At 73.2% G+C, this 26,804-nt stretch carries 25 protein-coding genes, 1 tRNA gene and 1 pseudogene; 16 read left to right on the forward strand and 11 right to left on the reverse strand.

Translation table 11 applies throughout. The features are described 5' to 3' along the window. Positions 1–83 precede the first annotated feature (83 nt). Both GA0070612_RS02560 and GA0070612_RS02565 read left to right on the forward strand, forming a co-directional pair. Positions 84–3,323: an AfsR/SARP family transcriptional regulator gene (locus tag GA0070612_RS02560; protein WP_088986450.1), complete on the forward strand. Its 3,240-nt coding sequence runs from the start codon at positions 84–86 to the stop codon at positions 3,321–3,323. 122 nt (positions 3,324–3,445) lie between these two features. After that, on the forward strand, positions 3,446–4,201 hold the full coding sequence (locus tag GA0070612_RS02565; protein ID WP_197699293.1) for an AfsR/SARP family transcriptional regulator: 756 nt from the start codon (positions 3,446–3,448) through the stop codon (positions 4,199–4,201). A gap of 116 nt (positions 4,202–4,317) precedes the next feature. On the opposite strand, the gene GA0070612_RS02570 is transcribed toward GA0070612_RS02565, so the two are convergent. Continuing rightward, positions 4,318–5,625 (reverse strand): YcaO-like family protein, encoded by a 1,308-nt coding sequence (locus GA0070612_RS02570; protein WP_197699294.1) that lies wholly within the window; start codon positions 5,623–5,625, stop codon positions 4,318–4,320. Between the two features lie 163 nt (positions 5,626–5,788). On the opposite strand from GA0070612_RS02570, the gene GA0070612_RS31280 reads away from it, so the two are divergent. The 8 genes from GA0070612_RS31280 to GA0070612_RS02605 all read left to right on the forward strand — a co-directional run bounded on the left by GA0070612_RS31280 (position 5,789) and on the right by GA0070612_RS02605 (position 13,824). After that, the gene (locus GA0070612_RS31280) at positions 5,789–5,926 is read left to right on the forward strand and encodes a hypothetical protein (RefSeq protein WP_157742405.1); all 138 of its coding nucleotides are present in this window, start codon (positions 5,789–5,791) and stop codon (positions 5,924–5,926) included. 82 nt (positions 5,927–6,008) lie between these two features. After that, positions 6,009–7,292, forward strand: a complete 1,284-nt coding sequence (locus GA0070612_RS02575; protein ID WP_197699295.1) for a YcaO-like family protein — start codon at positions 6,009–6,011, stop codon at positions 7,290–7,292. Then, complete coding sequence (locus GA0070612_RS02580) at positions 7,271–7,930, forward strand: TOMM precursor leader peptide-binding protein (RefSeq protein WP_088986453.1); 660 nt, start codon at positions 7,271–7,273, stop codon at positions 7,928–7,930. The genes GA0070612_RS02575 and GA0070612_RS02580 overlap by 22 nt, the downstream gene beginning before the upstream one ends. Then, positions 7,920–9,593 (forward strand): TOMM precursor leader peptide-binding protein, encoded by a 1,674-nt coding sequence (locus tag GA0070612_RS02585; protein ID WP_088986454.1) that lies wholly within the window; start codon positions 7,920–7,922, stop codon positions 9,591–9,593. Before GA0070612_RS02580 ends, GA0070612_RS02585 begins: the two co-directional genes overlap by 11 nt. Continuing rightward, positions 9,584–10,246, forward strand: a complete 663-nt coding sequence (locus tag GA0070612_RS02590) for a nitroreductase family protein (RefSeq protein WP_088986455.1) — start codon at positions 9,584–9,586, stop codon at positions 10,244–10,246. Before GA0070612_RS02585 ends, GA0070612_RS02590 begins: the two co-directional genes overlap by 10 nt. 4 nt (positions 10,247–10,250) lie before the next feature. Beyond that, complete coding sequence (locus GA0070612_RS02595) at positions 10,251–12,131, forward strand: ABC transporter ATP-binding protein (RefSeq protein ID WP_088986456.1); 1,881 nt, start codon at positions 10,251–10,253, stop codon at positions 12,129–12,131. 29 nt (positions 12,132–12,160) lie between these two features. Beyond that, positions 12,161–13,015, forward strand: coding sequence for a DUF692 domain-containing protein (locus GA0070612_RS02600; protein ID WP_088986457.1), 855 nt, complete (start codon positions 12,161–12,163; stop codon positions 13,013–13,015). Beyond that, positions 13,012–13,824, forward strand: a complete 813-nt coding sequence (locus GA0070612_RS02605) for a hypothetical protein (protein WP_088986458.1) — start codon at positions 13,012–13,014, stop codon at positions 13,822–13,824. Before GA0070612_RS02600 ends, GA0070612_RS02605 begins: the two co-directional genes overlap by 4 nt. Before the next feature lie 206 nt (positions 13,825–14,030). Here the strand turns inward: GA0070612_RS02605 and GA0070612_RS02610 are convergent. The 6 genes from GA0070612_RS02610 to GA0070612_RS02635 all read right to left on the reverse strand — a co-directional run bounded on the left by GA0070612_RS02610 (position 14,031) and on the right by GA0070612_RS02635 (position 20,865). Beyond that, positions 14,031–14,104, reverse strand: a tRNA-Ala gene (locus GA0070612_RS02610). Positions 14,105–14,469: 365 nt separating this feature from the next. After that, a complete protein-coding gene (gene sepX, locus GA0070612_RS02615; RefSeq protein ID WP_197699296.1) occupies positions 14,470–15,252 on the reverse strand; it encodes a divisome protein SepX/GlpR in 783 nt (260 codons plus the stop codon). Positions 15,253–15,429: 177 nt separating this feature from the next. Continuing rightward, on the reverse strand, positions 15,430–16,080 hold the full coding sequence (locus tag GA0070612_RS02620; RefSeq protein ID WP_088991225.1) for a GNAT family N-acetyltransferase: 651 nt from the start codon (positions 16,078–16,080) through the stop codon (positions 15,430–15,432). Positions 16,081–16,207: 127 nt separating this feature from the next. Further along, positions 16,208–17,521 carry a molybdopterin molybdotransferase MoeA gene (locus GA0070612_RS02625; protein WP_088986460.1) on the reverse strand — a complete coding sequence of 438 codons (1,314 nt, stop codon included), beginning with the start codon at positions 17,519–17,521 and terminating at the stop codon, positions 16,208–16,210. After that, entirely contained in the window at positions 17,518–18,480 is a 963-nt protein-coding gene (locus GA0070612_RS02630) for a UTP--glucose-1-phosphate uridylyltransferase (RefSeq protein ID WP_088986461.1), read from the reverse strand. The genes GA0070612_RS02625 and GA0070612_RS02630 overlap by 4 nt, the downstream gene beginning before the upstream one ends. A gap of 9 nt (positions 18,481–18,489) precedes the next feature. After that, the gene (locus tag GA0070612_RS02635; protein ID WP_088986462.1) at positions 18,490–20,865 is read right to left on the reverse strand and encodes a GGDEF domain-containing protein; all 2,376 of its coding nucleotides are present in this window, start codon (positions 20,863–20,865) and stop codon (positions 18,490–18,492) included. An 85-nt stretch (positions 20,866–20,950) separates the two neighbouring features. Here GA0070612_RS02635 and GA0070612_RS02640 point away from each other — a divergent pair, with 85 nt between their 5' ends. Beyond that, a complete protein-coding gene (locus GA0070612_RS02640) occupies positions 20,951–21,628 on the forward strand; it encodes a 5-formyltetrahydrofolate cyclo-ligase (RefSeq protein ID WP_088986463.1) in 678 nt (225 codons plus the stop codon). Beyond that, positions 21,625–21,783, forward strand: a pseudogene (locus tag GA0070612_RS32355) (FmdB family zinc ribbon protein); the annotation flags it as partial. The gene GA0070612_RS02640 and the pseudogene GA0070612_RS32355, both read left to right, overlap by 4 nt. A 62-nt stretch (positions 21,784–21,845) precedes the next feature. On the opposite strand, the gene GA0070612_RS32360 reads toward GA0070612_RS32355, so the two are convergent. Then, the gene (locus tag GA0070612_RS32360; RefSeq protein ID WP_231924745.1) at positions 21,846–22,220 is read right to left on the reverse strand and encodes a hypothetical protein; all 375 of its coding nucleotides are present in this window, start codon (positions 22,218–22,220) and stop codon (positions 21,846–21,848) included. A gap of 245 nt (positions 22,221–22,465) precedes the next feature. Between GA0070612_RS32360 and GA0070612_RS32050 the strand changes: the two genes are divergently transcribed. Then, complete coding sequence (locus GA0070612_RS32050) at positions 22,466–23,116, forward strand: flagellar biosynthesis protein FlgA (RefSeq protein ID WP_197699297.1); 651 nt, start codon at positions 22,466–22,468, stop codon at positions 23,114–23,116. Positions 23,117–23,141: 25 nt separating this feature from the next. Here the strand turns inward: GA0070612_RS32050 and GA0070612_RS02655 are convergent, their stop codons facing one another. Beyond that, on the reverse strand, positions 23,142–23,324 hold the full coding sequence (locus GA0070612_RS02655; protein ID WP_088986465.1) for a hypothetical protein: 183 nt from the start codon (positions 23,322–23,324) through the stop codon (positions 23,142–23,144). Between the two features lie 154 nt (positions 23,325–23,478). Between GA0070612_RS02655 and GA0070612_RS02660 the strand changes: the two genes are divergently transcribed. Next, positions 23,479–23,802: a hypothetical protein gene (locus tag GA0070612_RS02660; RefSeq protein ID WP_088986466.1), complete on the forward strand. Its 324-nt coding sequence runs from the start codon at positions 23,479–23,481 to the stop codon at positions 23,800–23,802. A 17-nt stretch (positions 23,803–23,819) separates the two neighbouring features. On the opposite strand, the gene GA0070612_RS02665 is transcribed toward GA0070612_RS02660, so the two are convergent. Further along, positions 23,820–24,302, reverse strand: coding sequence for a DUF2231 domain-containing protein (locus GA0070612_RS02665; protein WP_088991226.1), 483 nt, complete (start codon positions 24,300–24,302; stop codon positions 23,820–23,822). 203 nt (positions 24,303–24,505) lie between these two features. Here GA0070612_RS02665 and GA0070612_RS02670 point away from each other — a divergent pair, with 203 nt between their 5' ends. Beyond that, on the forward strand, positions 24,506–24,934 hold the full coding sequence (locus GA0070612_RS02670) for a Fur family transcriptional regulator (RefSeq protein WP_088986467.1): 429 nt from the start codon (positions 24,506–24,508) through the stop codon (positions 24,932–24,934). A 59-nt stretch (positions 24,935–24,993) separates the two neighbouring features. After that, a complete protein-coding gene (locus GA0070612_RS02675) occupies positions 24,994–25,857 on the forward strand; it encodes an oxygenase MpaB family protein (RefSeq protein ID WP_088986468.1) in 864 nt (287 codons plus the stop codon). Positions 25,858–25,878: 21 nt separating this feature from the next. Here the strand turns inward: GA0070612_RS02675 and GA0070612_RS02680 are convergent, their stop codons facing one another. Beyond that, positions 25,879–26,706 (reverse strand): RecB family exonuclease, encoded by an 828-nt coding sequence (locus GA0070612_RS02680; protein ID WP_197699396.1) that lies wholly within the window; start codon positions 26,704–26,706, stop codon positions 25,879–25,881. Positions 26,707–26,804: the final 98 nt, after the last annotated feature.

Raw genomic sequence — 26,804 nt, forward strand, 5'->3', positions numbered from 1 at the left:
GGCTCCGTCGGCCGGCCCAGACCTCGAGCCGGTCATCCGGTCCGTTCGCGCGATGGGCGGTTTCTGATCTACGGTCCACTTCCATGGTGGTGAGCGGTACGCAGGTCAGTCTGCTGGGCCCGGTCGGACTGACCGTGGCAGGACGGCGGGTCGAGTTGACCGGCAGGCAGCAGGCATTGCTCGGCGCACTGGTGCTGGAGGCCAATCACGTCGTGTCCGCACAACGGATCACCGACCGGATCTGGGGAGATGATCCGCCCATCTCCGCCGCCGCCAGGGTACGAGCCCTGGTGGCGGAGCTCCGTCGGGCCTGCGGGCCGCAGGGTGCGACGTTGATCGAGACCAGAAGCCCGGGTTACCTGCTGCGGGTAGGTGACGGCCAGGTGGACGCGGCGTTGTTCGTCGAACGGGTGGAGTCGGCCCGCCGCGCGGCGTTCGAAGGTCGTCCGGTGGAGGCCATCGCGGACTACGATGCGGCGTTGACCCTGTGGCGGGGTGCGCCGCTGGCCGGACTGCGAGGGCCGCACGTCGAGGCCGAAGCGGTACGGCTCACGGAACACCGGACGGCGGCCCTGGAGGGACGCGCCGAGGCCATGCTGGCACTGGGTCGGCTGCACGAGGCGGTGGCCGAGCTGACCCGGCTAGTCGCGGAGGACCCGCTCCGGGAGAGATCCCAACGGCTGCTGATGCTCGCGTTGCATTCGGGAGGCCGGGCGGCCGAGGCGTTGAAGGTGTACCGCGACTTCCGTACCCGCCTGATCGCGGAGCTCGGGTTGGAGCCCACCGAGGAGCTGCGGAGTCTGCACCAACGCGTGCTGGCGGGCACGCTGGAACCGGCCGGTCCGCTCCCGCCGGAATCGGCGAGGATTCCTCGGCAGTTGCCCGCCGACATCGGACGGTTCGTCGGCCGGGAGGCGGAGCTGAAGCAGCTCGACTGGTTGGCCGCGGGGGCGGAGCGGATCGTGCTGGTGGTCGGTCCCGCCGGCGTAGGGAAGACCGCCCTGGCGGTGCGCTGGGCTCACCGGGCCGCCGACGACTTCCCCGACGGCCAACTGTTCCTCGGCATGCGCGGCTTCGACCCGGGGCAACGGATGTCCCCCAACGAGGCACTGCCACTGCTGCTCCAGGCCCTCGGGCAGGCCCCCCGGGACATCCCGGCGGACCTTCAGGCCCAGGTGGCGCTCTACCGGTCACTGCTCGCGGACCGACGCGTCCTGTTGGTGCTCGACAACGTCGCGACCGCGGAGCAGATCCGGCCGATCCTGCCCGGTGGTGCCGGCTGCCTGGTCGTGGTGACCAGCCGGGACCGCCTCGGCGGCCTGGTGGCGCGAGAGGGAGCGAGCCGGCTCGGCGTGGCGGCGCTCGAGCCGCAGGAGGCGCAGGCACTGCTCGCACACGGGGCCGGCACCGACCGACTGCGGGCGGAGCCGGAGGCCGCGGCGCGGCTGGCAGCACAGTGCGGTCACATGCCGTTGGCCCTATCGATCGCCGGGGCGCGGCTGGCCGAGCAGCGTCACCACACGGTCGGCGACTACGTCGCGGAGCTGGCCGACCGGGGCAGGCTGGCCCGGCTCCGGGTCGACGGCGACGAACACACAGCGGTCCGGTCCACACTGGATCTGTCCTACCGGGCCCTGCCCGCGCCGGCCCGCCGGATGTTCCGGCTGATGTCGCTGGCTCCGAGCGGCGGCCTGTCCAGCGCCTCGGCGGCGGCGCTGGCCGGGGTGGACCGAGGCGAGGCGGAGGAGTTGTTGGACAGCGTCGCCCGGGTGCACCTGGTGACCGAGGTCGGCGTCAACCGGTTCGCCGCCCACGACCTGCTGCTCGAGTACGCCGCGGAGCGGGTCGCCGAGGAGGACTCCCCGACCGAGCGGCGACACGCCGTACGGCGACTGATGGCGTACTACCTCTACTCGGCTGTGGAAACGGCACGAGCGGGCGGCTTCTATCTGATCTCGTCCCCGCCGGACACGATCCCGCCCCACGTCACGCCGGAGTCCTTTCGGGACAGGTCCCATGCGCTGGCCTGGCTCGACGAGACGTGGGAGGAGATCACTGCCGCGGTACACCTCTCGGCCGACCTCGACTCCAGGCCGGTGGCCTGCCTGCTGGTGATCGCGCTTCAGGACTACCTCCACCACTTCCGGCCCCTGGCCGAGTCGGTGCGGATGGCGACCATCGGGTTGGCGGCGGCCCGACGCGCCGGCGACCTGGGCGGCCAGGCCGCGATGAGACTGTCGCTCGGCCACGCCAACTGGCGGATGACCAGGCTGGTCGCGGGCCGGGCGGAGTACGAACGGGCCCTGGCGCTCGCCCGCCGGGCCAACTGGCGGCGAGGCGAGGCCGACGCGCTGCGCGGCATCGGCGTCACCCTGAAGCAGCTGGGCAGGCCACGGCAGGCTCTGGCCCGGTACCGCAGGTCGATCCGGATCGACAATGCGTTGGACAACGCACGAGGTGAGTCGTCGGGGCTGAACAACCTCGCCTCGGCCTATCTCGCCCTCGGCCGACTCGGCCCGGCCCAGCGATGCCTCACCGCCTCCCTTCCGTTGGCCGAACGGATCGGAGACCTGAACATGCAGTCGATCGTCCTGGTGAACCTCGGGCTGGTCCGGCAGGAACGGGGACACCTCGCGGCGGCGTTGCACTGGCTGGAGCGCTCCCTGGCTGTCGCCCGGGGCGCCGGTCTGCCCTACGGCGAGGCGATCAGCTTCGAGGCTGTCGGTCGGGTGCACAACGACGCGGGCCGCTGGTCGCTGGCGGCCGACGCACACGGCGCGGCGCTACGCGGCGCCTGCCAGGCGGAGAACCTCAACTGCCAGGTCGATGCGCTGATCGGACTCGCAGAGTCGGCGACGGGAGAGGGTCGGATCGAGGCCGCGCTGGGGCGGCTGGCGGCCGCCGTCACCATCACCGACCGCACCGGCCACCACGCCGGTCGGGTCGAGTCGCTGCTCGGGCTGGCCCGGGTGACTCTGGCCGGCGGTCAGCCGGGCCAGGCGCGCGAACACGCGACCGAGGCGCTCGGCCTCGCCGCTCAGGGCAGCCCGCTGGTGTTGGGCAAGGCGTACGCGACCCTGGGTGCTGCTCTCGTGGCACTGGGCGAGGGGCCCGCGGCCGTCGCCGCGTGCCGACACGCCCTGCGGGTCTTCCGACGGACCGGGCAGTCGCTCGGGTACGCCAACGCGCTGGTCCCGCTCGGGCGGGCGTACCACCTCACCGGTGCCGAGCGGGCCGCCCGCTCGGCGTGGGGCCGGGCGCACCGACACTTCGTCGAACTCGACATTCCACGTCAGGCGGAGACCGCCGCGCTGCTCGGCTGACACGAGAATCGGGCGTCCTGTCGAGGACTGCTGACAGCGCCATGCGCGATCGGAGCGGAGATCATGCGGCCGGGTGCGACGTTGTGCCCTGGCACGTTCGCATCTCGTCGCGAGGAGCAGAGGTGGATTTCCAGCTGTTGGGCGCGGTCTCAGTTGTCAGCGGGGGCAGGCAGGTCCGTCCGTCCTCCGGTCGGGTCCGGAGCCTGCTCGCCTCCGTGGCCTGGCAGCCGCGCGAGTTCGTGCCCGACGAGCGGCTGATCTCGCGGATCTGGGGCGAGGACATGCCCGTCGACCCGAGAGACGCGCTCTACACCTGCGCCAAGCGGTTGCGGCGTACCCTCGCGGAGGCCGGTGGGGCCGGGCGCGAAGTGGTGCGGTTGCGGGGCGGCTATCTGCTGGACGTGGATCCCGAGCGGATCGACCTGCACCGGTTCCGACAACTGGTCCGGCAGGCGCGGCTGGCCGTCGACGACAACGCCGCCGCCTGCCTCTACGACCGCGCCCTGCGGTTGCCCGCCGGGGCTCCCCTGGCCGACGTGGACTCCCCGTGGGCGGACGGGGCCCGCGCGGCACTGTGTCGGGAGCAGTTGTCGGCCCGGACGGCCGCAGCTGCCGCCTGGCTGGCGGCGGGGCGGCACGCGGAGCTGGTGCCGGACCTGGTACATCTGGCCGAGGAGCATCCGCTGGACGAGGCGATCACGGGATTGCTGATGGAGGCGCTGCACCGGTGCGGTCACCAGGCCGAGGCGCTGGAACGCTATGCCGGCATCCGCGCCCGACTGGTGGAGCAGCTCGGCGACGAGCCGGGACCGGCCCTGCGGCAGACGCACCAGCGACTGCTCCGGCGCAACCCGGGGTTGTCCCGAGCCGTGCCCTGACCCGTTGCTTCGCACCACTTCGTCGCGGTATCCGAGGGAGCCGTCGTTCGGAGATCGTCCGGTCGGGGCACCGGCTGCGGCCGGGCGGACTGAGCCATCGGTTGCGGCCCGGCCAGCTAGGCCATCGGTTGCGGCCACGGGTTCAGTTTCGCCGGGGGCAGGACACGATAGCCCATCCGAGCCGGTGCCTCGTACAGCCTCGGATGTGCGGTGAACCGGATCAGGTGCTCGACGCTCATCGGCTGGAGGTCCGGGACGACGACGTTCACCGCGGTGAGCCCGACGTCGGCCAGTTCCCGGGTGGTGCGGTCGACGACGACCGGCCGCATCCCGGCCCCGGCGAGCCGGCCGACGACGTCGGCCAGCGCCTCGGACGGGTCTGCGGGCAGGGACGGCCGAGCCGTGGACGTGCGGCGATCCGCACCCTCCAGGAGGAAGTCGAACGCGTGCGCGTGTTCCGTACGGCCCATGTAACGGGTGGTGTCTCCCACGGCCCGCAGCCGCGCCAGCGTCACCGGCTCCGCCGTCGGATCCACGAAGTGGATGAACTGCGGGACACCCAGCGCCTCCAGGAGTGCCTTGTGCGCGGCCCCGGTCAGATCCCGGGCGGAGCTGGCGCCGACCACCCGGTGCGCCCGCGGGTCGTACTCGGCGGCGACGACGCAGTAGACCGTCGGCACGCCCAGGTCGGAGGTGGCGTCGAAGAGGTGGACCTCCTTGAACCGGTCACGGCACCAGCCGACCAGTCGGCGCAGCCGTTCGTCAAGGCAGCCGGGGTCCACCGGCGGCAGAGCGAGCCGCTGGAGCCAGACGACAGCGTTGGCGTCCCGCTCGACGACCTCGAACAGCCCCCGGACGACGGCTTCCACCGGGTCGGTGTGAACCGCGAAGCCCGTGGACATCCGGCAGCTGAAGTGCTCCGCCGTCACGGTCTCGGTGAGTCCGTAACAGGCCAGCACAGCCGGTACCCAGACCGGCTCGCCGGTGACCAGGTCGAGCCCGGACGTCCAACGGATCGCCGCTCGGGGATCGAAGGGGACGATCGGGCAGTCCGGATGCGCGTACTCGGCTTCCGTGCACCGCGGGTACCGCTCCGGTTCCAGGCACTCGTCGCCCAGTTCCTCGGCAGTCGCCCAGATCCGTTCCTCGGCGAGGACGTCGCGACCCGCGTACCGTTCGGCGACCTCGGCGACGGCGACGAACCGCGCGAGACCCGGGTCGTCCCACGCCTGGCCGGAGCCGACGAGATTCTCCTGGTGACCGAGCCGGCGGACCGGACCGGGTGCACCCGCCTCCGACTTCCAGTAGCAGAAGTCGGCGGGCAGGCCCGGGGTGGCCAGCGCCCCGACTCGGGAGACCAGCCCATAGGGCGAGACCAGGCCGTCGAGCGATGTCAGGTCCCTCGGTCGATCCCGGTGACGCACGTCCAGTCCCCTCTCCGGCCCCGCCCGCTCACGTTCGTCGGGCCCACAGCCTGGCAGTGCCTCCGGTCCGCGCCCGGTCACCGGACGACCGGTCGCCGACCGCCCGGCGACGGACGGTGCCGACAGGGTGGTCCACGCCCATTTCCACCGGAAGGAGAACGAGATGGCGGCTGAAGACAGCACCACGGACCTCGACCTCGACGTCGAGGACTACGAGGAGTACGGCACGTTCGGCGAGGTGCCGATGTGCGGCGTGACGCAGAGCTCGAACGTCCAGTGCAACTACCCGATGTGCGCCTGAGCCACCGGCGCGGGTAGTTCGACGAAGTACGACCGCCCGCCCGTCGTGCCGCGAGCACGGCGGGCGGGCCCGGGGAGGCATGGTGAATCCGGAGTCTCTCGACGAACTGGTGTCCCCCTACGGCGTGGTGTCGGCCGTCTCCGACGCACGGCCGTCACGGATCTGCGACCGGCTCTACTCGTGCGGGGCCGAGGTGGGCACGCCGGGTCCGGCGAACACCCGTCGCCGTACCGGCCGGCTGGGCGGTGGTGGGCGGAGCTGGGCCGACCCGCGACTGGCCCGGTTCGTCGCCATCGCCGAGGGTGCCGAGCGATACGCGATGGCGCTGGCCCCGCACCGCCGGGAGATTCTGCGGGCGACCGCCGACGAGCTGGCCGGCGAGTGTCTCGAACCCTTCCGCTATCCGCGCTGCTCGGCACGGGAACTGGCCACCCCCGGCTGCCCGGTCCGCCCGTTCGACCCGGCCGCGCCGATCAGGTGGGTCACCGGACTCGACCTGTACAGTGCCGCGCCGGTCCGGGTACCGGCGGTGATGGCCTGCCGGGACCTGGCCCCGATCGACGACGCGGAACGCTTCGTACACCGACTCTCCACCGGCCACGCGGTGCACACCGATCCGGTGGAGGCGGTCGTCCGCGGCGCTCTGGAGGTGATCGAACGGGACGCCGTCGCCATCCTCTGGTTGCAACGGCTGTCCCTGCCCACAATTGCTCCGGGCGAGTTGGCCGAGTCGACGCTCCACCTTGTCGACTGCTGCCGACGCCGTTTCATCGACGTACGCCTGCTCGACGCGACGACCGACCTCGGCGTTCCGACCGTCTACTGCCTGTTGAGCGCCGTGCACGACCCGCGACTGCGGAACTGGACGGCGGCGAGCACCGGTCGGACCCTGTCGGGTGCGGCGGCCAAGGCTGTGGAGGAGGCGGTCGCCCTTACCGGACTGCTGAACGAGGGCGCCAGCCCGCCGGGCGGTCCCGTGGGATCCGTGGCGGTGCACGACGGTGCCCGGTTCATGGGGGCACCGGAGCGGGCGGACGCATTCGACTTCCTGCTGACCGATGCCGTCGCGCCGCCGTCCCCCCGACGCCCGGAACTGCCGGCCGATCCGGACCTGGCCCTCGCGGCGCTGGTCGAGCGGCTGGCCGCCGCCGGAGCCCGGCCCGTCGTGGTCGACCGGACCACGCGGGAACTGGCTGACGTGGGGCTGACCGCGGTGCACGTCGTCATCCCCGACCTCCAGCCGCTGAGCCTCCACCCGCTGGCCCAGTTCACCGCACATCCACGGCTGTCCGAGGCACCTGCCCGGATGGGTTACCGGGTGCTGCCCGAAGAGGAGCTGAATCCATGGCCACAGCCGTTCGCCTAACCACCCCGGCCGCGATCGTCCCGGCTCAGACGGCCCTGCTCGGCATCGGTCCGTTCGGCCGCCGGGTCACCGGGCTACTGGCCCGGATGACGGACGGTACGGAGGTTCCGCCCGACGACGCCCCGGAGACCGTGTTCGCCGGTACGCCGAGCGCGCTGGTGGTGGCCCTGTGGCGCCCGTCGCCCGCGTTGTGCGACCGGATCGACGAACGCGCCCACGCGACCGGTGTCCCCTGGCTGCCGGTCGTGCTGGAGCCCTCGCACCTGCGGATCGGACCGCTGGTGGTGCCGGGAGCCGGGCCGTGTCACGGCTGTTTCGAGGAACGCCGGGCCCAACACGATCCGCACTGGCCGGCGTCCGCGGCCTTGTACGCGGCCTACGACCGGAACCCGGCCTGCGGGCCGGCCGGGTTCCTACCGCAGCACGCGCGGACCGCGGCCGGGTTGGCTCTCCGCGTCCTGGCCCGCCCCGACGCGACGGCCGGTCGGGTGATCTCCGTATCGCTGCGCGGGGTCTCCGTTCGGCAGGACCCGGTGCTCGCCTGCCACGGCTGCTCCCGCTGCGGGCGGCCGTTGCCCGAACGCGATCTACGTACCCTGCTGCGCCTGAAGAAGAGGGAGGACGCCGGTGTCCGATGACGTCCGAGTACGGCTGTGCCGTGGTCTCGCGGTGGTGCCGACCGAGGAGTCCCTCGTCGTGCAGGGCTCGGGGCCGCGCCACGTGTTCCGGGGTCGGGCCGCCGGCACGCTGCTGCCGCGACTTCTTCCCCTTCTCGACGGCTTCCGGGACCGGCAGGAGATCGCCGCCGAGCTGGGCCTGCCGCCGGAGCGCCTGGACCGGCCACTGGCCCTGCTCGACCAACGTGGACTGCTGGAATCCGCCGCGCCACCCCGCCGGGGTGGGGCCCCCGAGCACGTCGTCGACTACCACTCACGCAGCCTCGACGGCAACGGCGGCCATCCGGGCACCGGTGCCCTGCTCGACGCGCTCGCGGTGGTCGCCGTGCACGTCGTCGGGCCGGCCGAGGTGGCCAGGGCGGTCGCCGCGGACCTGCGTGAGTGCGGCGTGGGCGAGGTTTCCTGCGGGCCACTCACCGAAACCGGTGTCGAGGCCCTCTCCGGAGCCGAGCGGTCCCTGGTGGTGGTGGTCGAGGAGAGCCGGGACCCGTCGGCGGTCGAGCGGGTGGCCGGACTGTGTGCGCCACACGCCGTGCCCGTACTCCGGGTTGCCGCCGATCGCACCCATCTCGAGATCGGGCCGTGCTTCGTCCCCGGTCTCACCGCCTGCCCCGGATGCCTGCGCCGTGGCCGGGTCGAGGCGGGCTGGCCGGGTGCGGAGACCTCCGAGGCCACAGCCGGGAAGGCGGCCGGTATCGCTGATGCCACGGCCGGGGAGACGCTCGCCGGGCTGGCCGCGACCGAGGTGCTGGGCATCGTCTCCGGGGCGTCCCTGCGGGCTCCGACAACGGTGACGAGGATCGACCTCGACGCCTGGGACACCGGCCAGCACGTCGTCGTGCCGTACCCGGACTGCCCGTGCGACGACGCCGGCGGCGACGGGCCGCAGCCGGATCTGGTGGACATCGGCCTCTGGATGACCGAGCGGGTGTTACCCGCCGCCCTGCGGGCCGGCCCCCCGTCGCGGGCCGTCCGGCGGAAGTGGCGGGAGCTGGCGGACGAACGTCCGGTCCACCACGCCCACCCCCGGCGCGGGCTGGCGACAGAACGGTTGCCGCTGCCGGGGACGTTCGGCGACGGCGTGCGCCGGACCGCACCCGGAAGCCTGCACCAGCCACTGGTCGCCGACCTGCTCGCCCGGGTGGCGGGCCGACGGCGGGGCGAGGCCGACGGCCCGTCGCAGCGCTGGGTGCCGTCCGGCGGGCAGCTCGGGTCGGTGGAACTCCACCTCGTCACCGAGACCGGCGTCGCCGACCTACCCGGAACGATCTTCCGCTACGACGATGTGAACCACGCGCTGATCGCTCTGCGCGCCGACGCCGTGCCGCTGGCCGACGCGCTGGCCGGCACCGACCTTCCCGCCGACCGTCTCGACGCCGCGCTGGTGTTCACCGCCGCGCACGACCGGGTGGCGGGAAAGTACCAGGACTTCGCGTACCGGCTCACCCACCTGGACGCGGGCTGCGCCGTCACCCAGCTCGCCGCCGTCGCCAGCGCGCACGGGCTCCGCACGGAGTTCGCGACCCGCTGGGACGAGAGCCTGGCCGAGCTGCTCGACCTGCAACCGACCGGCCGGTACGTGACCGTGGTAGCCGGCCTACACCGAGGTGAGACATGCCACTGATCCCCGTGGACGTACCAGCCGAGGCGCTGGCGGACCTGGTACGCCGTCGTGCCCCGTTCCCCCGCGTCATCGAAGGGTACGCGCCGGACGACGGGGCGGCCGAGCCCGTGACCGACGGCGTACCACTTGCGGCGGTCCTCGAAGGCCGTAGGTCGGTGCGGGAGTTCACGGAGACGCCGGTGGCCGAGGCGACGCTGCGCGCGGTGCTGCACCGGGCGACCCGGGCTCAGCGTGACCAGTGGCCGGTCGACCGGCACCCGGACCCGGGCCTGCGGTTGCTGCTGGCGGTCCGTCGCGCCGACGGTCCGGGTCGGGGCCTGTTCACCCCGACTCCCGCCGGCGACCTTCTCCCGCTCGGCGTTCCGGACTGGCTCGACGATCTGGCGGACGTCTACGCCGACGCGCCGGTGTTCGCGCTCGTCTGCGGCGACCCGGCGGGGGTGGGGCGGGAGGCCGCCGGAGGCCTGCTGGTCCGGATCGGCGCGCTCGGCTACGCCATCTGGCTGGCCGCGCGCACCCACGGTCTGGAGTGCGCGGTGTTCGGCGCCGGCCACTACCTGGTGCGGCGGGAGGCGGCCAGGCTCCGCCCGGGGGCGCGGCATCTGTTCACCGTCGCGCTCGGACACCCAGCCCCGTCGACCGCGGTCGGCTGACGAGATGGCAGCGTCGACCGCACACCGGTCCACCGCCGCTCCGTCCGACGGTCGGTCCCCCGAGGAGGCCGGGCTGTCCGGGCGGGCGCCGGTGGAGGTCACGACCTGGCTCGTGCTGCGCCGCGTGGCCATGCGCTACCGGCCCTACCGCTGGCACACCGTCGGCTCGGGGCTGCTGGTCCTGATCACGGTCGGGATGAGCACCGCGGCGCCGCTGCTGCTCCAGCGGATCATCGACGACGCCCTGCCCCGGCACGACACCACACTGCTCGCGGTGCTGTGCGGCCTGATGATGGCCCTCGGTCTGGTCGGCAGCCTCCTCGGCGTAGCCGAGACCGCGCTTACCAACTGGACCGGCCAGCGCGTGGCGGCGCGGCTGCGCGTCGACGTCTACGACCGCGCCAGAGCACAGCCGCTGCGGTTCTACAGCGAGCAGGGCCAGGCACAGATCCAGGCCCGCCTGGTCAGCGACATCGACGGCATCGACCGCTTCCTCACCAGCACGGTCCACCAGGCGCTGTCTGCGCTCACCGCACTGGTCGCGGTCGGGATCGCAATGATCATCCTGAGTTGGCCGCTGGCCCTCGTCTCACTGGCCCTTACCGCGCTGCTCAGCCTCTTCAACAACCGCTTCGCCCGGCGGCGGCGCCTGCTGTTCCGGCAGCGACAGCGGCTGCTGACCACAGTTCTGCGGTACGTCTCGGAGGACCTGTCCCTTTCCGGGGTGCTACTCGGCCGCACCCTGCGTCGCACCCGGACCCAACGCGACCGCTTCGTGGAGGTCGCCGAGGACATCCGGGACGTGACGTTCCGGCAGCGCATCGCGGGCATGTCGGCGTACACGGTCATCGGGGTCTCGTTCGCCTGTGTGCCGCCGCTGATCTTCTGGGCCTACGGCACGTTCACCCCAACGGTGTCGGTCGGCGCCGTGGTGGTGCTGGTCATGCTTCAGACCAGACTGTCCCAGCCGATCCAGAGCCTGTTGCGGCTCAGCGGGGGTGTCCAGGCGTCCGTCGTGATGTTCGAGCGGGTCTTGGAGTACCTCGACATGGATGCCCCGGAGCGGGATGTCGCGCCGGTCCGGCGCACACCGGCCGGGCCGGCGGAGGTGCGGCTGCGCGGTGTCTCCTGCCGCTACCCGGGGTCACCGGCCCCCGCCCTCGCCGGAGTGGATCTGGACTTCCCCGCCGGGTCGGTGACCGTCGTCACCGGCCACACCGGTTCGGGCAAGAGCACCCTGGGACTCGTCCTGGCCGGCCTGCTCTCCCCGGACACCGGTACCGTCCGCGTCGACGGTGGCTCCGCCCTCCCTCGTGCGGCGGCCACCCTGATCCCGCAGCACACCGCGCTGTTGCACGGCACGATCCGGGACAACCTGCTGTTCGCCCGGGACGGCGTCTCCCAGGCAGAGCTGGACCGGGTACTCGACACGGTCCGGTTGGGTTCGCTGATCACCGCGTCGCGGCACGGCTGGGACACCTCGATCGGCGAGAACGGGCTACAACTCTCCGGCGGGGAGCGGCAGCGCCTGGGCATCGCACGGGCCCTGCTGGCCGACTGCCGGCTGCTCGTCGTCGACGAGGCGACCAGCGCCCTCGACCAGCACACCGCCGACCGCGTCACCGAGGCGCTGCGGGAGCACTGCCGGGACAAGACCCTGGTCCTCATCGCCCACCGCCTGCCCCGGCTGGAACCACAGGACCGGGTGATCGTGCTGGACCGGGGACGGGTCGCCGAGCATGGCACGCACGGGCTGCTCAGCCGGGCCGGCGGCGCCTACGCCAGCCTGCTCGCGGCACAACCGGTGGCCCGGCCGGCCCGCCGTGAACCACCCCACCCCGAACCGCCCCGTCGTGCACCGGAACTGCCGTTGCGGACGACCTGAGCGACCCGTACCGAACGCGAGGAGACGCCATGTCCAGTACCACCATCTCCGCCCCGCCCGACCTGGGCGTCGGGCTCGGCTATCGCGAGGAGCTGCACGACGGGATCCTCGCCCACCCGGCCGCGATCGACTGGCTGGAAATCGTCACGGACCGCTATCTGGTGGATCCGGCGCAGAACAAGCTGCTGCGCGCTCTCCGGGACCGTTTCGTCGTGGTCGCCCACGGCCTGGAGATGTCGATCGGCTCGGACACCCCGGTGGATCCGGACTACCTGGATGCCGTCGCGGCGGTGGCGGACGCCGTCGACGCACCCTGGGTCAGCGACCACCTCTGCTTCACCCGGGAGGACGGCGTCGAGCTGCACAACCTGACGCCGGTGCTCCGCACGGAAGAGAAGGTCAGGACGATAGCCGCGAACGCGCAGCGGGTGCAGGACCGGCTGGGGCGGCCGTTCCTGCTGGAGAACATCAGCTACTACCTCGACCTGCCGGGCGGCATGACGGAGGCCGAGTTCATCACCGCCGTCCTCGACCGCTGCGACTGCGGCCTGCTGCTCGACCTGAACAACGTCGTGGTCAACGCGACCAACCACGGGTTCGACCCCTACGACTTCCTCGACGCGCTGCCGCTCGACCGTGTCGTCCAGGTGCACCTGGCGGGCAACCTGGGCCAGGGTGGCGTACCACTCGTCGACGGCCACGACGCCCCGGTGGGAGAGGACGTGTTCGCACTGCTCGAACACCTGGAGAGCCGCCAGCACATCCGGGCCACCATGATCGAACGGGACGGTCACTTCCCCGACGACTTCACCGAACTGATCGACGAGCTGGACCGGGTCCGTGCCACCCTCACGGCGGGCAGCGTCTCCCGCGGTGCCCGATGAGCACGGAGTACGCCTTTCCCGCTGGCGGGCAGGCGCTGCTGGCCAGGCTCCTGATCGACGGGTCGCTCGCCGAGGAGTTGCACGCCGACCCCGACAGGTTCGCCCGACGACACGGCACCGACCCCGAGCTGGCCCGGCGACTGGCCGCCGTGCCACTGCCCGGCCTTCGGCTCACCGCCTCGATCACCAGCCGCAAACGCAAGGCGAGGTTCACCGCCGCCTTTCCCGGCAGCGCCGCCCTGCTCCGCGACACCGCCGCGGAGGAGACCGTGCTGCGCCCCGTACTGGGACGTCGGTCGTTGAGCCGGCCCGAGGACAGCCTGGCGGTCGGGAGCGAGCTCGCCGCCGCCGTTGCCACGCTGCCCAGCACCGCCCGGATCCGGCTGCTCCGCGAGATGGTGGCGTTCGAAACCCTCTGGTACGAGGCACGGGTCGGCACCGGTGGGGTGGAACCGCCACCCGGCCCGCCCGCGCTGCGGCCGGGCGTCCTGCTCGCAACGTTCGATCGCCCGATCGCAGAGATCCAACGGAGCGTCGTCGCCGGACGGGCGGCCGACAGCCTGCCGAGCGGCACCACCCACTACCTGCTGCACGCCACGAGCCGTTCCGGCCTGGTGCGGACGTACCGGCTGCCGTCGAGGCTGGCGGACCTGCTCGCCGCCTGCGACGGCGTTCGGACGACCCGTGCGGTCGCGCACCGGGCCGGACTGGACATCGAAACCGCCGAACGCGGCCTACACGGCATGGTCGCCAAGGGTTTCCTGGGCGGACTGGACGTCCGTGGCACCGGAAATGGGCTGGCTGGATAAGACGAAGTTGCCGGGGTTTCCCCGGGCACCTTTGCTGACAACGGGTGACGACCGAGCGATCCCGGCTCAGGGCAACATCCCTCGTCTACCCGGCCCGGAAGACCGCGATCGCGGAGAGCTGCCGCGCCCAGGCGTTTTCGGGGGATGAACTCATCGACAAAATTAAGGCCCTGACCGACACTCTCCCTGGTCAGGGCCTTGCGAAGTGGAGCTGAGGGGATTTGAACCCCTGACCCCCTCGATGCGAACGAGGTGCGCTACCAGTCTGCGCCACAGCCCCCCACCGGCGAACCGGCTTCGGTCCCACCCGGCTTACACCGGGCGGGCCGGCGCCAAGGCTAACAGGTCGCCCGCCCCCACCGCGAATCCGCCCCCGGTGCGGCGTCGCACCCCGCCCGGAGATCCACTCGGGTTGCCGAAAATCGGGGCATCCGGGACGCCCCGACACCCCGACTTCCCGAAACCCGAGTCGATCAACCCCCCGACGGGCCGCGAGCGGCCCCCGACACCCGCGAGCGCCCCCGACGGGCCGCGAGCGGCCCCCGACACCCGCGAGCGCCCCCGACGGGCCGCGAGCGCCCCCGACGGGCCGCGAGCGCCCCCGACGGGCCGCGAGCGCCGCCGACAGGCCGCCGACGCCGTCTGTCAGGCGCCCCGGCCGGCCTCGTAGGGGCGGCCGCGCAGCCCACCCGACCGGCGGTACGAGACCGACCCGCCGTTGACCGCCGCCGGCAGGTCGCCGGGTCGGTCGAGGCCCATCGCGGCGCGGCGTACCCCCTCGCGTTGGGCGGCGAGGCGGCGCTGCGCCTCACGGCGGGCCGCTGCCCGGCGGGCCTGCTCCCGGCGCACCTCGGCCTGCCGGTCGGCGAGCCAGGCGGCTTCCCGGGCCCGGGCGCGGCGACGGCGGCGGCCGGCCAGGGCCCGGCGGCGGAGGTGGACGACGTACACGGCCAGGAGCAGGAAGGTGACCGCGAAGCTGACCCAGAAGCCGGGGCTGACGAACACCACGCCGATCAGCTCGACGACGTTGAGGAGCAGCAGGGCGGCGAGCACCCGACGCCGCCGGTACACGGCGGGGGTGTGCTGCCGTTGGGGCGGCGGGCGGCGGCGCGACTTCTTCGGCGCGGGCGGTACGGCGCGTAGCCGGCCGGAGCGGCGGGCGACCGGCGGCGCGGAGACCGGCGCGGCCAGCGTTCCCGTAGCCGCGTCCTCACTGAGAGTGACCACCAGTGAGCGCGGGGGGTGGACGGGTCGCCGTCCCGGCACAGTGCGACGCCGCCGGCGGCGCTGGAGCACCCGCGCCGTCGACTGCGCCCGCTCCGCCACCAACCGCTCGGTGGCGTCGTACCGGCGAACCAGCGCCGGGGCCAGGGCGAGCAGGCCGGCGGCGGCGAGGACGGCGAGGAGCACCGAGGTCGGCACCCTCACCCCTCCCGTCACCGAATTCGAAGCAACCGCTCTCCGACCGCAGGATCTTCCACAGATCCCGCCCGCGTACGTGGATCGTCCGGCCGGTGAGCGCTTGCCGCAGCTTGCAGTTACTTGAGGTTACGGCGAGTCGACCGGGTTGCCACCGCGCCGCGCCGATCCCGTCCGTGGGACGGCTCACCGCGCGTCGGCGCGTACCCGATGCCAGCGGGCCAGCAGGCCACCCTCGGCGGCGATCTCCTCGCTCGTCATCGCGTATCCGATGTGGTCCCGCCAAGCGCCGTCGATGTGCATGTAGCGCACGTGGTACGACTCCTCGCGGAAGCCGAGTTTCTCCACCACCCGCCGCGACGGCCGGTTCTCCGGCCGGATGTTGACCTCCACGCGGTGCAGCCCGCCCGGACCGAACGCGTGGTCCACGGCGAGCGCGAGCGCCGTGGGGATCACGCCTCGCCCGGCGACCCGAGCGTCCACCCAGTACCCGACGTAACCGGAGCAGAGGGCCCGCCGCACGATGCTGCCCACGTTGATGTGACCGACCAACCGGTCCCGGTCGGCCTCACGTAGGCAGACAGCGAACGGCATGCTCTCGCCCTCGCGGGCCGAACGCCGCTGGTCACGGTGCACCCAACGGAACGCGGCCGGCGAGTTCATGTCGTCCCAGGCGCCGGGCAACGACGACTCCCAGGGTGCCAGCCAGGCCCGGTTGGCCCGCCGGATCTCCGACCACGCCGCGGCGTCGGTGCGCCGGTACGGCCGCAGCAACACCGGCCCGTCCGCCAACTCCACCGGCCAGCCCGGTGCCCGCGGGGGTCCGAAGAGACTCACCCGCACAGTCTCCCGTGCGGGACCGTGTCGCGCGCAAGTGGACCCACCGCGGCGACCCGACCCACCGCGGCGACCCGACGGCCGCGTGACTCCCCGGCGGATCCCCTGCGGCCCGACCGGGAGATCGTCACCGGCGACGGTCCAGTAGTAGAACGTCCACGGTGGATCCGGCGGCGGCCGTGGTGACCCGCTCGCCGAGCACGAGCAGCCCGTTCGCCTCGGCCAGCCCGGAGAGGGTGAACGGCCCACCACGCAGCGGCTGGACCGTGTACCCGCCGCCCCGGCGTTCGGCGACGTGCGCCGGCCGGAACTCACGCAGCCCGGCCGGCGACGACACTGTCTCCAGCAGGTGCGCCCGCACACTGGGTCGGAACACCGGCTCGGCGCCGGCGAGCAGTTGGATGGCGGGGCGGGCCAACACCTCGAAGCCGATCAACGCGGCGCCGGGGTCGCCGGGCAGGCACACCACCGGCACCTCCTCGGCGCCGACAGTGCCGAACCCGAGCGCGGTGCCGGGATAGAGCGCCACGTCGGTGAACGTGACCGGCCCGGCCCGGCCGCCCTCGCGGCGCGACAGGATCCGGCGCACCATGTCGCCGGGGCCGGTGCCGGTGCCACCGGTGGTGATGATCAGGTCGGCGCGCAGGGTCTGGTCCTCCAGCAGCCCGCGCAGCCCTTCCGGGTCGTCGTCGCAGATCCCCACCCGGTACGCCAGGGCGCCCACCTCGGCGGCGGCGGCGGTCAACGCGTGCGAGTTGGCGTCCACCACCTGCCCCGGCTGACTCCCCCGGCCCACGTCGACGAGTTCGTCGCCGGTGGCCACGATGACCACCCGGGGGCTGGGTCGGACGACCACGTGCCCGATGCCGGTGGCGGCGAACACCGCGACCAGCGCCGGGGAGACGTACGTGCCGGCGCGGGCGAGCAGGGTGCCGGCGGGCAGTTCCTCACCGGCGCGGCGTACCCCGTACCCCCGCTTGGGGGTGCGGAAGATCTCCACGGCGGCCATGCCCTGGTCGGTCCACTCCACCGGAACGACCACGTCCGCGGCGACCGGCAGCGGCGCCCCGGCGGCCACCGAGAAGCACGAACCCGGGGTGAGCCGGACCGGCCGCCAGCTCGCGGCGCCCAGATCGCCCACCACGTTGAGCCGGATCGACCGCCCACCGCGGATGCCGGAGGGGGCCGGGACGTAGCTCGGGCCCCGACCCCCTCCGGAGATGTCCTCCCAGCGGGCCGCGTAACCGTCCACGGCCGCCTGGTCGAAGGCCGGGAAGGCGTGCGGCGCGACGACGTCCTCGGCGAGGACGTTGCCGTGCGCCTGGGTGAGGTCGAGGTCGAGTGGCGGCAGCGCGCGTAACCTGCGCAGCACGCTGCCCAGGTAGTCGGCGAGCGGCGTCAACTCGTTCGCGGCCGCCTCGGCGTCGGCCGTCGCGGTCATGTACCAGATCCGCCTGCCGCGTCGGCCTTGACGAAGTCGGCCAGCCAGGATCGGAACTCGCCACCCAGGTCGTCGCGCTCGGCGGCGATCTGCACCACCGTCTGGAGGTAGCCCAGCGGCATGCCGGTGTCGTAGCGGGTGCCCCGGTAGACGATCGCGTGCACCGGGGTGCCCTCGGTACGCAGCAACTCCATCGCGTCGGTCAACTGGATCTCGCCGCCGCTGCCCGGCTTGGTCCGCCGGATCGCCTCGAAGATCTTGCCGGGCAGCACGTAGCGGCCGAGCACCGCGAGGTTGCTCGGCGCGTCCTCCGGCTGCGGCTTCTCCACCATCCCGGTCACCTTGACGACCTCGCCGATGTCGGTCAGCTCGGACTCGACGGGTTCGACGGAGGCGATCCCGTACCGCTTCGTCTCGGCCGGGTCGACCTCGAAGAAGGCGAGCACCACACCGCCGGTGCGGGCCTGCAGCTCCAGCATCGCCGGCAGCAGAGGCTCCGACGGTTTGACGAACTCGTCACCGAGCAGCACCGCGAAGGGCTGGTCACCGACGTGCGACTCGGCGTACCCGACGGCGTGGCCGAGCCCGAGCTGCTCGGGCTGCCGCACCGTGTAGATCTCGGCCAGCTCGCTGGGCCCCCGCACGGCGGCCAGCCGCTCGGCGTCGCCCTTCTCCTCCAGCCTGGTCTCCAGGTCGGGGCGACGGTCGAAGTGGTCCACCATCGACGTCTTACCCCGACCGGTGATCAGCAACACGTCGCCGATGCCGGCCTGGGTGGCCTCCTCGACGATGTACTGCAGAACCGGCCGATCCACCACCGGCAGCAGTTCCTTGGGCACCGCCTTCGTGGCCGGCAGGAACCGGGTGGCCAGTCCGGCGGCCGGGATGACGGCCTTGACCGCCAGGGGACGGCCGGTTGCGGCGGCCGCCGATGAGGGGTTCGCTGAGTGCTCCGACATGCCGCGAGACTATCGGCCACGGCTCTGCCGCGGCGGGTGTGGCCCAGAAGACGCGCCGCCACCCGACCCCGGCCGCGCGGCGTCCGGGCCGGCTCCCGCGCTGTCCGGTGGGTCGTCGGCCGGGTCCGGCCCGGCGTGCGTCGCACCGGCCGGCGACGATTCGGGTACGCACACCGCCGACTCCGACCGGGCGGAGCCGCCCGGCTCCCGGCTGACCTGCACGTGCTGGCCGGCACGCGGCAGCCCGTCGCTCGGTGTCGCCGCCCCGGCGAGCACCGGTAGCTCCCGGGTCACCACGTCCGGGCGTACCTCGGCCACCCGGTAGGTGTCGCGGCCGGCCGCCTTTGCGGCGTAGAGCGCGTCGTCGGCGGCCTCCAGCACCTCGCGTCCGGTGCTGCCGTTGTCCGGATAGACGGCGATGCCCACCGACACGGTCACCACGACCGGTCCGGCGTCCGCCTCGACGGCGATCGGGGTCTCGCGCACCACGGCGCCGAGTCGCTCGGCCACGATCGCCGCGCCCCGCGCGTCGGTCTCCGGCAGCAGCAGGACGAACTCCTCGCCACCCTGCCGGAACGCCAGATCGACCTCGCGGATCTCACCGCGTACCCGCCTGGCGAACTCGGCCAGCACGGTGTCCCCCGCCGCGTGCCCGTACGTGTCGTTGACGTCCTTGAACCGGTCGAGGTCGAGCGCGAGGATGCTCAGCATCCGCCCGAACCGGCTGGCCCGTTCCACCTCCCGGCGGATCGACTCGCGCAGGTAGCGGTAGTTCCACAGCCCGGTGAGCGGGTCGGTGAGCGAGAGCCGTTGCGCCTCCTCGTGCACCCGGACGTTGTCCACGGCCACCGCCGCGTGACCGGCGAAGGTGCGCAGGGTGACCAGGTCGTCGTCGTCGAACTCGTCGGCGCCCAGCCGGTCGTAGAGGGCCAGCACCCCGAGTGCCGCCGCCGCGTTGGTGTCGTCGGTCGGCGTCGAGGGCGCGGCGGGAGTCGCTGCGGCACCGCCCGGGGCGGCGAACGGGACTGCGACATAGGTACGGCAGCGCGGCTCACCCGACGGGGCCTCAGCCGGCTCCATCCGCCCCCGCTGTGGTTCGCCGGTGGCGGCGACAGCCCCGACCACGCCGACGCCCACCGGCACCCGAAGCGTCGACGGCCCGTCCGGGTCGTCCTCGGGCCACCGCCCGTCCAACCCCTCGGTGCACTGTGCGACGAGCACCCCGCCCGTCTCCACCAGCAACACGGCGCCGGCGCGGGCGCCGGTGGCTCCGATGGCACTGTGCAGGATCACCCGCAGGATGCGTTGCAGGTCGTGCGTGCTGGCCAGGGTGTCACCGAGCACCCCGAGGTGCCCGCGGAGCTGGTCCCGGTTGCTGGTCAACGCCGCGACGTAGGAGCCGGTCTCCCTGGTCATCCGGTTGAACGCGGCGGCCAGCCGGCCCAGCTCGTCGCGGCTGCGGACCGGCACCCGGGCGGTCAGGTCGCCCTGGGCCACCCGGTCGACCGCGCCGGCCAACTCGACCAGCGGCCGGGTGGTGACCCGGGCCAACCGCCAGGCGCTCAGGACGGCGAGGAGCGCGGCCAGGACGACCACACCCGCGAGCGTGGCGTGCAGCCCGGGCGGCAGTTCGCTGGGCACGGAGAGCACCAGGGGCAGCGGCTGCGCGTCGGACGGCCCGATCCTCCGCACGTACCGACCGTCGGTGGTTTCGGTGACCCGCTCACCGTCGACGGTGCTGGCGGCGGCCAGGACCGCGTCACGTACCTCGCGGGACTCGGTCGTGTGGGTGACCCGCGCGGCGCTCGCGCCGCTGTCGAGCAGGGTGACCGCCACTCCGGTCACCGCCGCCAGTCGGGCCACGAAGGCCGGGTCGACCAGGTGCGCGGCGGTCACCGTGCCCAGCAATGTTCCGGAGCGGTCGCGGAGGTCGACCTGGGCGGCCAGCGCACGGACCGGGCGGACCGGGCCGGCGGTCTCGCCGTTGGTCGGGCCCGTCGTTCCGCCCTCGGCCGGGCCGGCGGTCTCGCCGTTGGTCGGGCCGGAGCAGTCCCGCCAGGGGGCCGTCGGCGCGCCGGGCGACACGTAGCTGACATTGCCGGTCACGTCGGTGATCAGTACAGCGGCGGCCAGGCCACGGCCGACCAGCTGGGCCGCCGCGACGGCCGGATCGGCGGTGAGGGCCACCGCGTCGGCGGTGGCCCGCAACTGCTGGCAGAGCGCGTCGACGGAGGTACGCACGGCGGACGCCGCCACCGCCAGCCGTTCGGTGGAGCGGCTACGGTCCACGGCCGCGACCGTCGAGGCGACGAAGAGCGTGCCGAGCAGGACCGGCCCGAGCACCACCACGAGGAAGGCTGCCGTCAACCGCCCGCGTAGCGTCACTCGGTCCCCCCGGAAGTTCCGCCTCCGTTGCTTGCGATGCTGACACAGAGCAACCGTGGGAGAGGCGTTGCGTCAGGAGTGTTGCGTGCCGGAATTTTCTGATGAAGCGGAAGTGACGCGTGCGGCGAAGCGGGACACCCGCGTGGAACTGCTCGCCCGCCGCCGCTCGCTGCCCGAACCCACCCGGGCCGCCGCCGCCGGGCGCGTGCAGGCTGAACTGGTCACACTGGTACGCCGACTGCGCCCGCGCAGGATGACGGCGTACGTGCCGATCGGCTCCGAACCGGGCGGCGCAGACCTGCCGGAGGTGCTGCGGGCGGCGTTGCCGGCCGACGCCGAGTTGCTGCTGCCGGTGCTCCTCGCCGACCTCGACCTGGACTGGTCGGCGTATACCGGGCCGGCGGACGTGATCGTCGCCGGTCGGGGTATCCGTGAGCCGACGGGTGTCCGCCTCGGGGTGGACGCCGTCGCGGACGCGGAGCTGGTGGTCGTACCGGCCCTCGCGGTCGATCAGCACGGTCGGCGGCTCGGGCGGGGCGGCGGCTCCTACGACCGGGCCCTCGCCCGGGTGCCCGAGGCGACACTGACAGTGGTGCCTCTGCACGACGGCGAGCTGGTCGACGCCCTTCCGGCGGAGCCGCACGACCGGCTCGTCCGCGCGGTCGTCACCCCCGCCGACGGGGTGCGTACGCTTGACGGCGGCCCGGGTGCGGCGCACGGTGTCGCGCCCCACACGTCCGCTGGACGAACCCGGGGCGAATGACGCACCATTGGCACTCGAATACGTCGAGTGCCAACTGGCCGAGCCCAGATCCGGAGGAGAACGTGCCCACGTACCAGTACGCCTGCACCACGTGCGGTCACCAGCTCGAGGCGGTGCAGTCCTTCTCTGACGAGCCGCTGACCGAGTGCCCGGCGTGTCAGGGGCGGCTGCGCAAGGTCTTCAACTCGGTCGGCATCGTCTTCAAGGGGTCGGGCTTCTACCGCACCGACTCGCGGGCGTCCGGCTCCGAGACGACGGCCGGCGGCACGGCCGGCAAGCCGGCGAAGTCCGAGTCGTCGTCCGGCGACAAGTCCGGGTCTTCCTCGTCCTCGTCGTCCGGTTCCTCGTCCGGGTCGTCCTCGTCCTCGGGGTCGTCGGCGGGCGGATCGTCCTCCAGCGGGTCGTCCTCGGGTGGGTCGTCCTCGGGTGGGTCCAGCGGCGGCAAGGCCCCGGCGGCCAGCTCCGCCTCCTGACGCCCGCACGGCACCGGGGGGATCGATCCCCGGCGGCCGTCGGTCCCCGGCCTGATCACCGCCGACCCGTAGCCGACCCCTCGCCGACCCGGCTTGATCCGGACGGATTCCTCGCCCACCCGGCTTGATCGACTCGGGTTCGCGGAAGCCGGCCTGTCCTGGCCACCCGGACAGCCCGACGTCCGTGACGTCGAGTCGATCACGGCTGCGGCCGTAGCACATCCGGCCGACCGGCAGGCGTTGTCCACAGGCCCGCCGGTTATCCACAGGTGGCTGCCGACGGTCGGCGAACCACGGCTGGAACGGCCTAGCCTGCCGCCGAGGGTGTCGCTGCGACGTCCTCGGACGGGAGGCGGCAGAGGCGATGGGTGACCCAGACTCCGTGCGGGCGCTGCGTCCCCTGCCTCGGCTCACGATGCCCGGCGGGCGCAGCCTGCTCCGGGCCGTGCTGGTCGCCGCGCTGCTCGGCCTCGCCGCCGCCGTCCTGCACGCCCCGCCCGGTTGCCCGCCGAGCGCCTCGTCCTCACCTGGTGCGGCAGGGCCAGCCGGCACCACCGGCCAGCTCGACGAAGGCGGCTCACCTGGCACCACCGGCCAGCTCGACGGAGGCGGCTCACCCGGTCCCGACGCCCGCGAGACCGGCGGGCCACCATCAGCCGACCCTACCGCGGGAGGCAGCACAGCCGCCGGCCCTACCGGGGCAGGCAGCGGCGACGGCTCAATCAGACCGGTGCCGCTGCCCAGCGGCGCTGTCGGGGTGCCGATCCGGCTGGCCGAACCGGCCGCGCTGGCGGTGGCCCGTCCCGGCACCCGGGTCGATCTGCTCGCCGCGACACCCGACCGGGCCGGCACCGAGGCTGCGCTGCTCGCACAGGCAGCTCTCGTCCTGGACGTCCTGGGTGCCGACGCGACCGACGGGTCCACCGCGCTCTACCTGGCCCTTCGCCCGGACCAGGCACAACGTGCCGTCGGGCTCCCCGAAGGCACCCGGTTCGCCGTCGTCGTCCGCGGCTGAGCAGCCACCGCCTCGCGGTCGGGGGTCAGTCCCAGTGTGGGGGGCGTTCGGCGAGCAGCCAGTCGTCGTTGCCGCCGGACCGCTCGCCCCAACCACGGTCGGTGTCGTCGGAGGTCTGCTCGGGCAGCACCACGAAGTCGTCGCTCAGGTCGACGGTCCGGTCATCGTCGCCGCGTACGCCCTGCTCGGCGGGTTCCTCGGTGCTCACGACCGGCAAGACTAGCGCAACCGGGCACCTCAACCGCGCCACCGCGGGTCGGTCCCCGGGTCGCGTTTCGGCACGGTCGCGGGAGACTCCGCCGACGGTGCCGCGTCGGCAAGAGGCGACCGGGCAGTCGCCCGCGTTGGTAGCGTCGGACGGCGTGACGACCCCCAGCGGCGGCAGCGTTCCGGACGACTACTGGCGACGGCCCGACGCGGCGGCGGCGAGTGGGCCTCCCGCCGCCCCCACGGCCACACCCGCGAGCGGGTACGCCGGCCCGCCCCCGAGCGTGCCGCCGCCGACGGGTTGGCGTCCCCCCGTACACCTGCAGCCGGCACCACCTCGGCAGTTGCCGCCGCAGGACATGGCCGGCCTGGACGCGGCCGAGCAGCGCTCGCAGCGGGTCACCTACGGTTTCGGCGCGGCGGCGGGAGTGGTGCTGGTGTTCCTGCTCTGTCTGCTCTGTTCGCGGATCGTCTTCTGACGTTAGGGCCGAGCAGGTCAGAGGGTGGTGCCCCAGACCGCCTCGGCACCGGTGTGACCGGTCAGGTAGACGTAGACCAGTGCGGCGATGGACAGCGCCACCGTCGCCACCGCCAGCACCGGGGTCACCAGCCCCGGCAACTGCGGCACCCGGGGGTGCCCACTGGTCACCACGAGCAGCAGGATGGCCACGATCCCGAGCGGCACCACGATGCGGAACAGGATGTCGCCGTAGCGGGAGTGCTCGAAGATCTGGTCGAGGATCGGTCCCTGGAAGCCCCGGGCGACCAGCGCGTCGGTGAACACCTCACCCGACTTGACGGCCACGAAGGCGGTCACCGGCGCGACCACGGCGAGGAGACCCACGGCCCAGTCCAGCCGGTGTCGCCACCGGGGCAGACCCACGTACGCGATGGCCAGCGCCGCCAGCAGCGGTACGAACACGACGACCGCGTGAACCACCAGGACGTGCACCGGTAGGCCCAGGATCTCCTCGAACATCGAACCCTCCAGGTGGATCACGGTCAGGGGGTGGTCAGCGTACGGTCCGCCGGTCGTCCCCAGGCTTCCGACCGGACACACGCGTAACCCAACGATCGGGTTCACCCACTCGGGCGCCATCCCGATCTTCCCGGGGCTGTGTCGGTGGCCACCCCGACCCGGCGACGGTTGTCGATGCTGGTCGCGCGTGCTGTCATTGGCCAATGTCCGGTGCCGAGGAGCTGCTGCGATCGAAGGGTCTGCGGGTCACGCGGCCCCGCCTCGCGGTGCTCGACGTGCTCGGCGGTGGCGGCCACCTGGAGGTCGACGAGATCGCCCGGCAGGTACGTGAACGCCTCGACTCGGTCTCCACGCAGGCGGTCTACGACGTGCTGGGCGCGCTGTCCCGGGCCGGACTGTCCCGCCGGATCGAACCGGCCGGAGGTCCCGCCCGCTACGAGGCGCGGGTCGGCGACAACCACCACCACGTGGTCTGCCGGGGCTGCGGCGAGATCGCCGACATCGACTGCGCGGTGGGCAGTGCGCCGTGCCTGGAGCCGAACGTGACGCACGGCTTCGAGGTGGACGAGGCGGAGGTGACCTTCTGGGGTCTCTGCCCGGACTGCCGGGCCCGCCGCTCCACCGACGTCTGATCCGACGGCAGCCCCGGACGCGTCCGGCGAGGCCGGGCGGACCGTGGCACTCTTGGGCGGTGGACTCCGATGACCTCGGCCTCTTCGGTCCGGGTTCGGTCACGTGGAAGGTGCACGAGGAGCCGATCCTGATCGTCGCCGGCCTGCGCTCGCTCTACCTGCAGGCGTTGCATCCCCGCGCGATGGCCGGGGTCGCGCAGAACAGCAACTACCGCACGGACGCCTGGGGCCGTCTGGTCCGCACCGCCACCTACGTGGCGACCACCGTCTACGGGACCACCGCGGAGGCGGAGGCGGCCGGCGCGCGGCTGCGCCGACTGCACGACCGGCTGCGGGCCACCGACCCGGCGACCGGAGAGTCGTTCCGGATCGACGAACCGGACCTGCTGCGCTGGGTGCACGTCACCGAGGTCGAGTCGTTCCTCGACACGGCCCGCCGGGCCGGGCTGCCGCTGACCGACGACGAGGTGGACGGCTACTACACGGAGCAACGCCGGTCCGCCGCTCTGGTCGGCCTGGACCCGGCCACCGTGCCCGGCACCGCGAACGAGGTCGCGGAGTACTACCGCGCCGTACGGCCGGAGCTGCGGATGACCCGTGCGGCTGCCGAGACGGCGGTCTTCCTGACCGCTCCGCCGGTGCCGTGGAAGCTCAGCCTGCCGGCCCGGTTGGGCCTCACCCTCGGCCCGCCGCGCTGGGCGTACCTGGGGATCGCCGGCACCGCCTTCGGACTGCTGCCGGCGTGGGCGCGCCGGATGTACGGCGGACTCGGTCTGCCCACCACGTCACTGTCGGCGGATCTGACGGTGCGGGCCCTGCGGCTGGGGTTCGCCGCCGTGCCCCGTCGTTACCTGGAGGGGCCGTTGATACAGGCCGCCAAGGAGCGGGCCGCGCGCCACGCCGCGACCTCGCTGGCCGGCTGACCCGACTGCCCGCGCGGCAGGTCAGCCGTCGGCGTGCCGCTCCACGGCTGCCCACGGTTCCTTGCCCGGCACCTGCGCCCCCGTCGGGCAGTGTCTGCGAAAGTCGCACCAGCCACAGCGCGGGCTGGGCGCCACCGGGAAGGCCTCGTCCGCGTCGGCCCCGTCGGCGACCGCCCGTTCGGCGGCCATGATGTCGCGGGCCGTCTCCTCCGCACGGGTCAACTGTCGGGCCAGCGACTCGACGGTGTGGTCGTGGCCGGCGACCGTGCCGGTGGGCAGGTGGTGCAGCTCCACTCGGCGGCACGGTCGGCGGAACACCCGCTCGGCCGCGTACGCGTAGAGCGCCAACGCCTGCGAACCTCGCGCGTCGTCAGCGTCCAATTCGCTGCGACCGGTCTTGTAGTCGACGATGACCAGCTCCGGCCCCTCCGGACCGGGCCGCGAGTCGATCCGGTCGGCCCGGCCGTTGAACGCCAGCACGGCGGTCTTGACCGCCACCACCCGCTCCACGCCGAGCGGGTCGGCGTCGGCCTCCAGCGTCTCGACGTACGCCTCGAGCCAGCCCAACGCCCGCCGGTAGGCGGATCGCTCCTGCTCGTCGTCGCGGTAGCCCTCGCGGACCCAGGTGCCCTTGAGGAGGGTGGCCAACGCCTCGGGGCGACGCCGGTCGGCGGGCAGCGCGTACCAGTTCTTCAGGGCGGTGTGCACGCTGGCGCCGAGCGAGTTGTGCGCCCACGGCGGACCCTTGGGCGGCGCCGGCCGGTCGACGTACGAGTAACGGTAGCGGCGCGGGCAGTCGGCGAACGTGCCGAGTTTGCTCGGTGTGCAGACGAACAGGCGCTCCGGCATGCCCTCGAAGCCGAGTTGCTCGGCACCGCCGTCGCGTTGTCGGGGGGCCCGGCCACCGGCCGCCGGCCGTCCCGCTGATGAGGATCTCCGCACCCTGC

The sequence above is a fragment of the Micromonospora chokoriensis genome (assembly GCF_900091505.1).
In the GTDB taxonomy this organism is placed as follows: domain Bacteria; phylum Actinomycetota; class Actinomycetes; order Mycobacteriales; family Micromonosporaceae; genus Micromonospora; species Micromonospora chokoriensis.

What these genes read in the sequence shown, in the direction of transcription:
- GA0070612_RS02560 (WP_088986450.1), top strand. Translation starts at nt 84, where the DNA reads ATGGTGGTGAGCGGTACGCAGGTCAGTCTGCTGGGCCCGGTCGGACTG.
- GA0070612_RS31280 (WP_157742405.1), top strand. Translation starts at nt 5,789, where the DNA reads ATGGCGGCTGAAGACAGCACCACGGACCTCGACCTCGACGTCGAGGAC.
- GA0070612_RS02580 (WP_088986453.1), top strand. Translation starts at nt 7,271, where the DNA reads ATGGCCACAGCCGTTCGCCTAACCACCCCGGCCGCGATCGTCCCGGCT.
- GA0070612_RS02590 (WP_088986455.1), top strand. Translation starts at nt 9,584, where the DNA reads ATGCCACTGATCCCCGTGGACGTACCAGCCGAGGCGCTGGCGGACCTG.
- GA0070612_RS02595 (WP_088986456.1), top strand. Translation starts at nt 10,251, where the DNA reads ATGGCAGCGTCGACCGCACACCGGTCCACCGCCGCTCCGTCCGACGGT.
- GA0070612_RS02600 (WP_088986457.1), top strand. Translation starts at nt 12,161, where the DNA reads ATGTCCAGTACCACCATCTCCGCCCCGCCCGACCTGGGCGTCGGGCTC.
- GA0070612_RS02605 (WP_088986458.1), top strand. Translation starts at nt 13,012, where the DNA reads ATGAGCACGGAGTACGCCTTTCCCGCTGGCGGGCAGGCGCTGCTGGCC.
- GA0070612_RS02625 (WP_088986460.1), bottom strand. Translation starts at nt 17,521, where the DNA reads ATGACCGCGACGGCCGACGCCGAGGCGGCCGCGAACGAGTTGACGCCG.
- GA0070612_RS02630 (WP_088986461.1), bottom strand. Translation starts at nt 18,480, where the DNA reads ATGTCGGAGCACTCAGCGAACCCCTCATCGGCGGCCGCCGCAACCGGC.
- GA0070612_RS32050 (WP_197699297.1), top strand. Translation starts at nt 22,466, where the DNA reads ATGGGTGACCCAGACTCCGTGCGGGCGCTGCGTCCCCTGCCTCGGCTC.
- GA0070612_RS02665 (WP_088991226.1), bottom strand. Translation starts at nt 24,302, where the DNA reads ATGTTCGAGGAGATCCTGGGCCTACCGGTGCACGTCCTGGTGGTTCAC.
- GA0070612_RS02670 (WP_088986467.1), top strand. Translation starts at nt 24,506, where the DNA reads ATGTCCGGTGCCGAGGAGCTGCTGCGATCGAAGGGTCTGCGGGTCACG.
- GA0070612_RS02680 (WP_197699396.1), bottom strand. Translation starts at nt 26,706, where the DNA reads ATGCCGGAGCGCCTGTTCGTCTGCACACCGAGCAAACTCGGCACGTTC.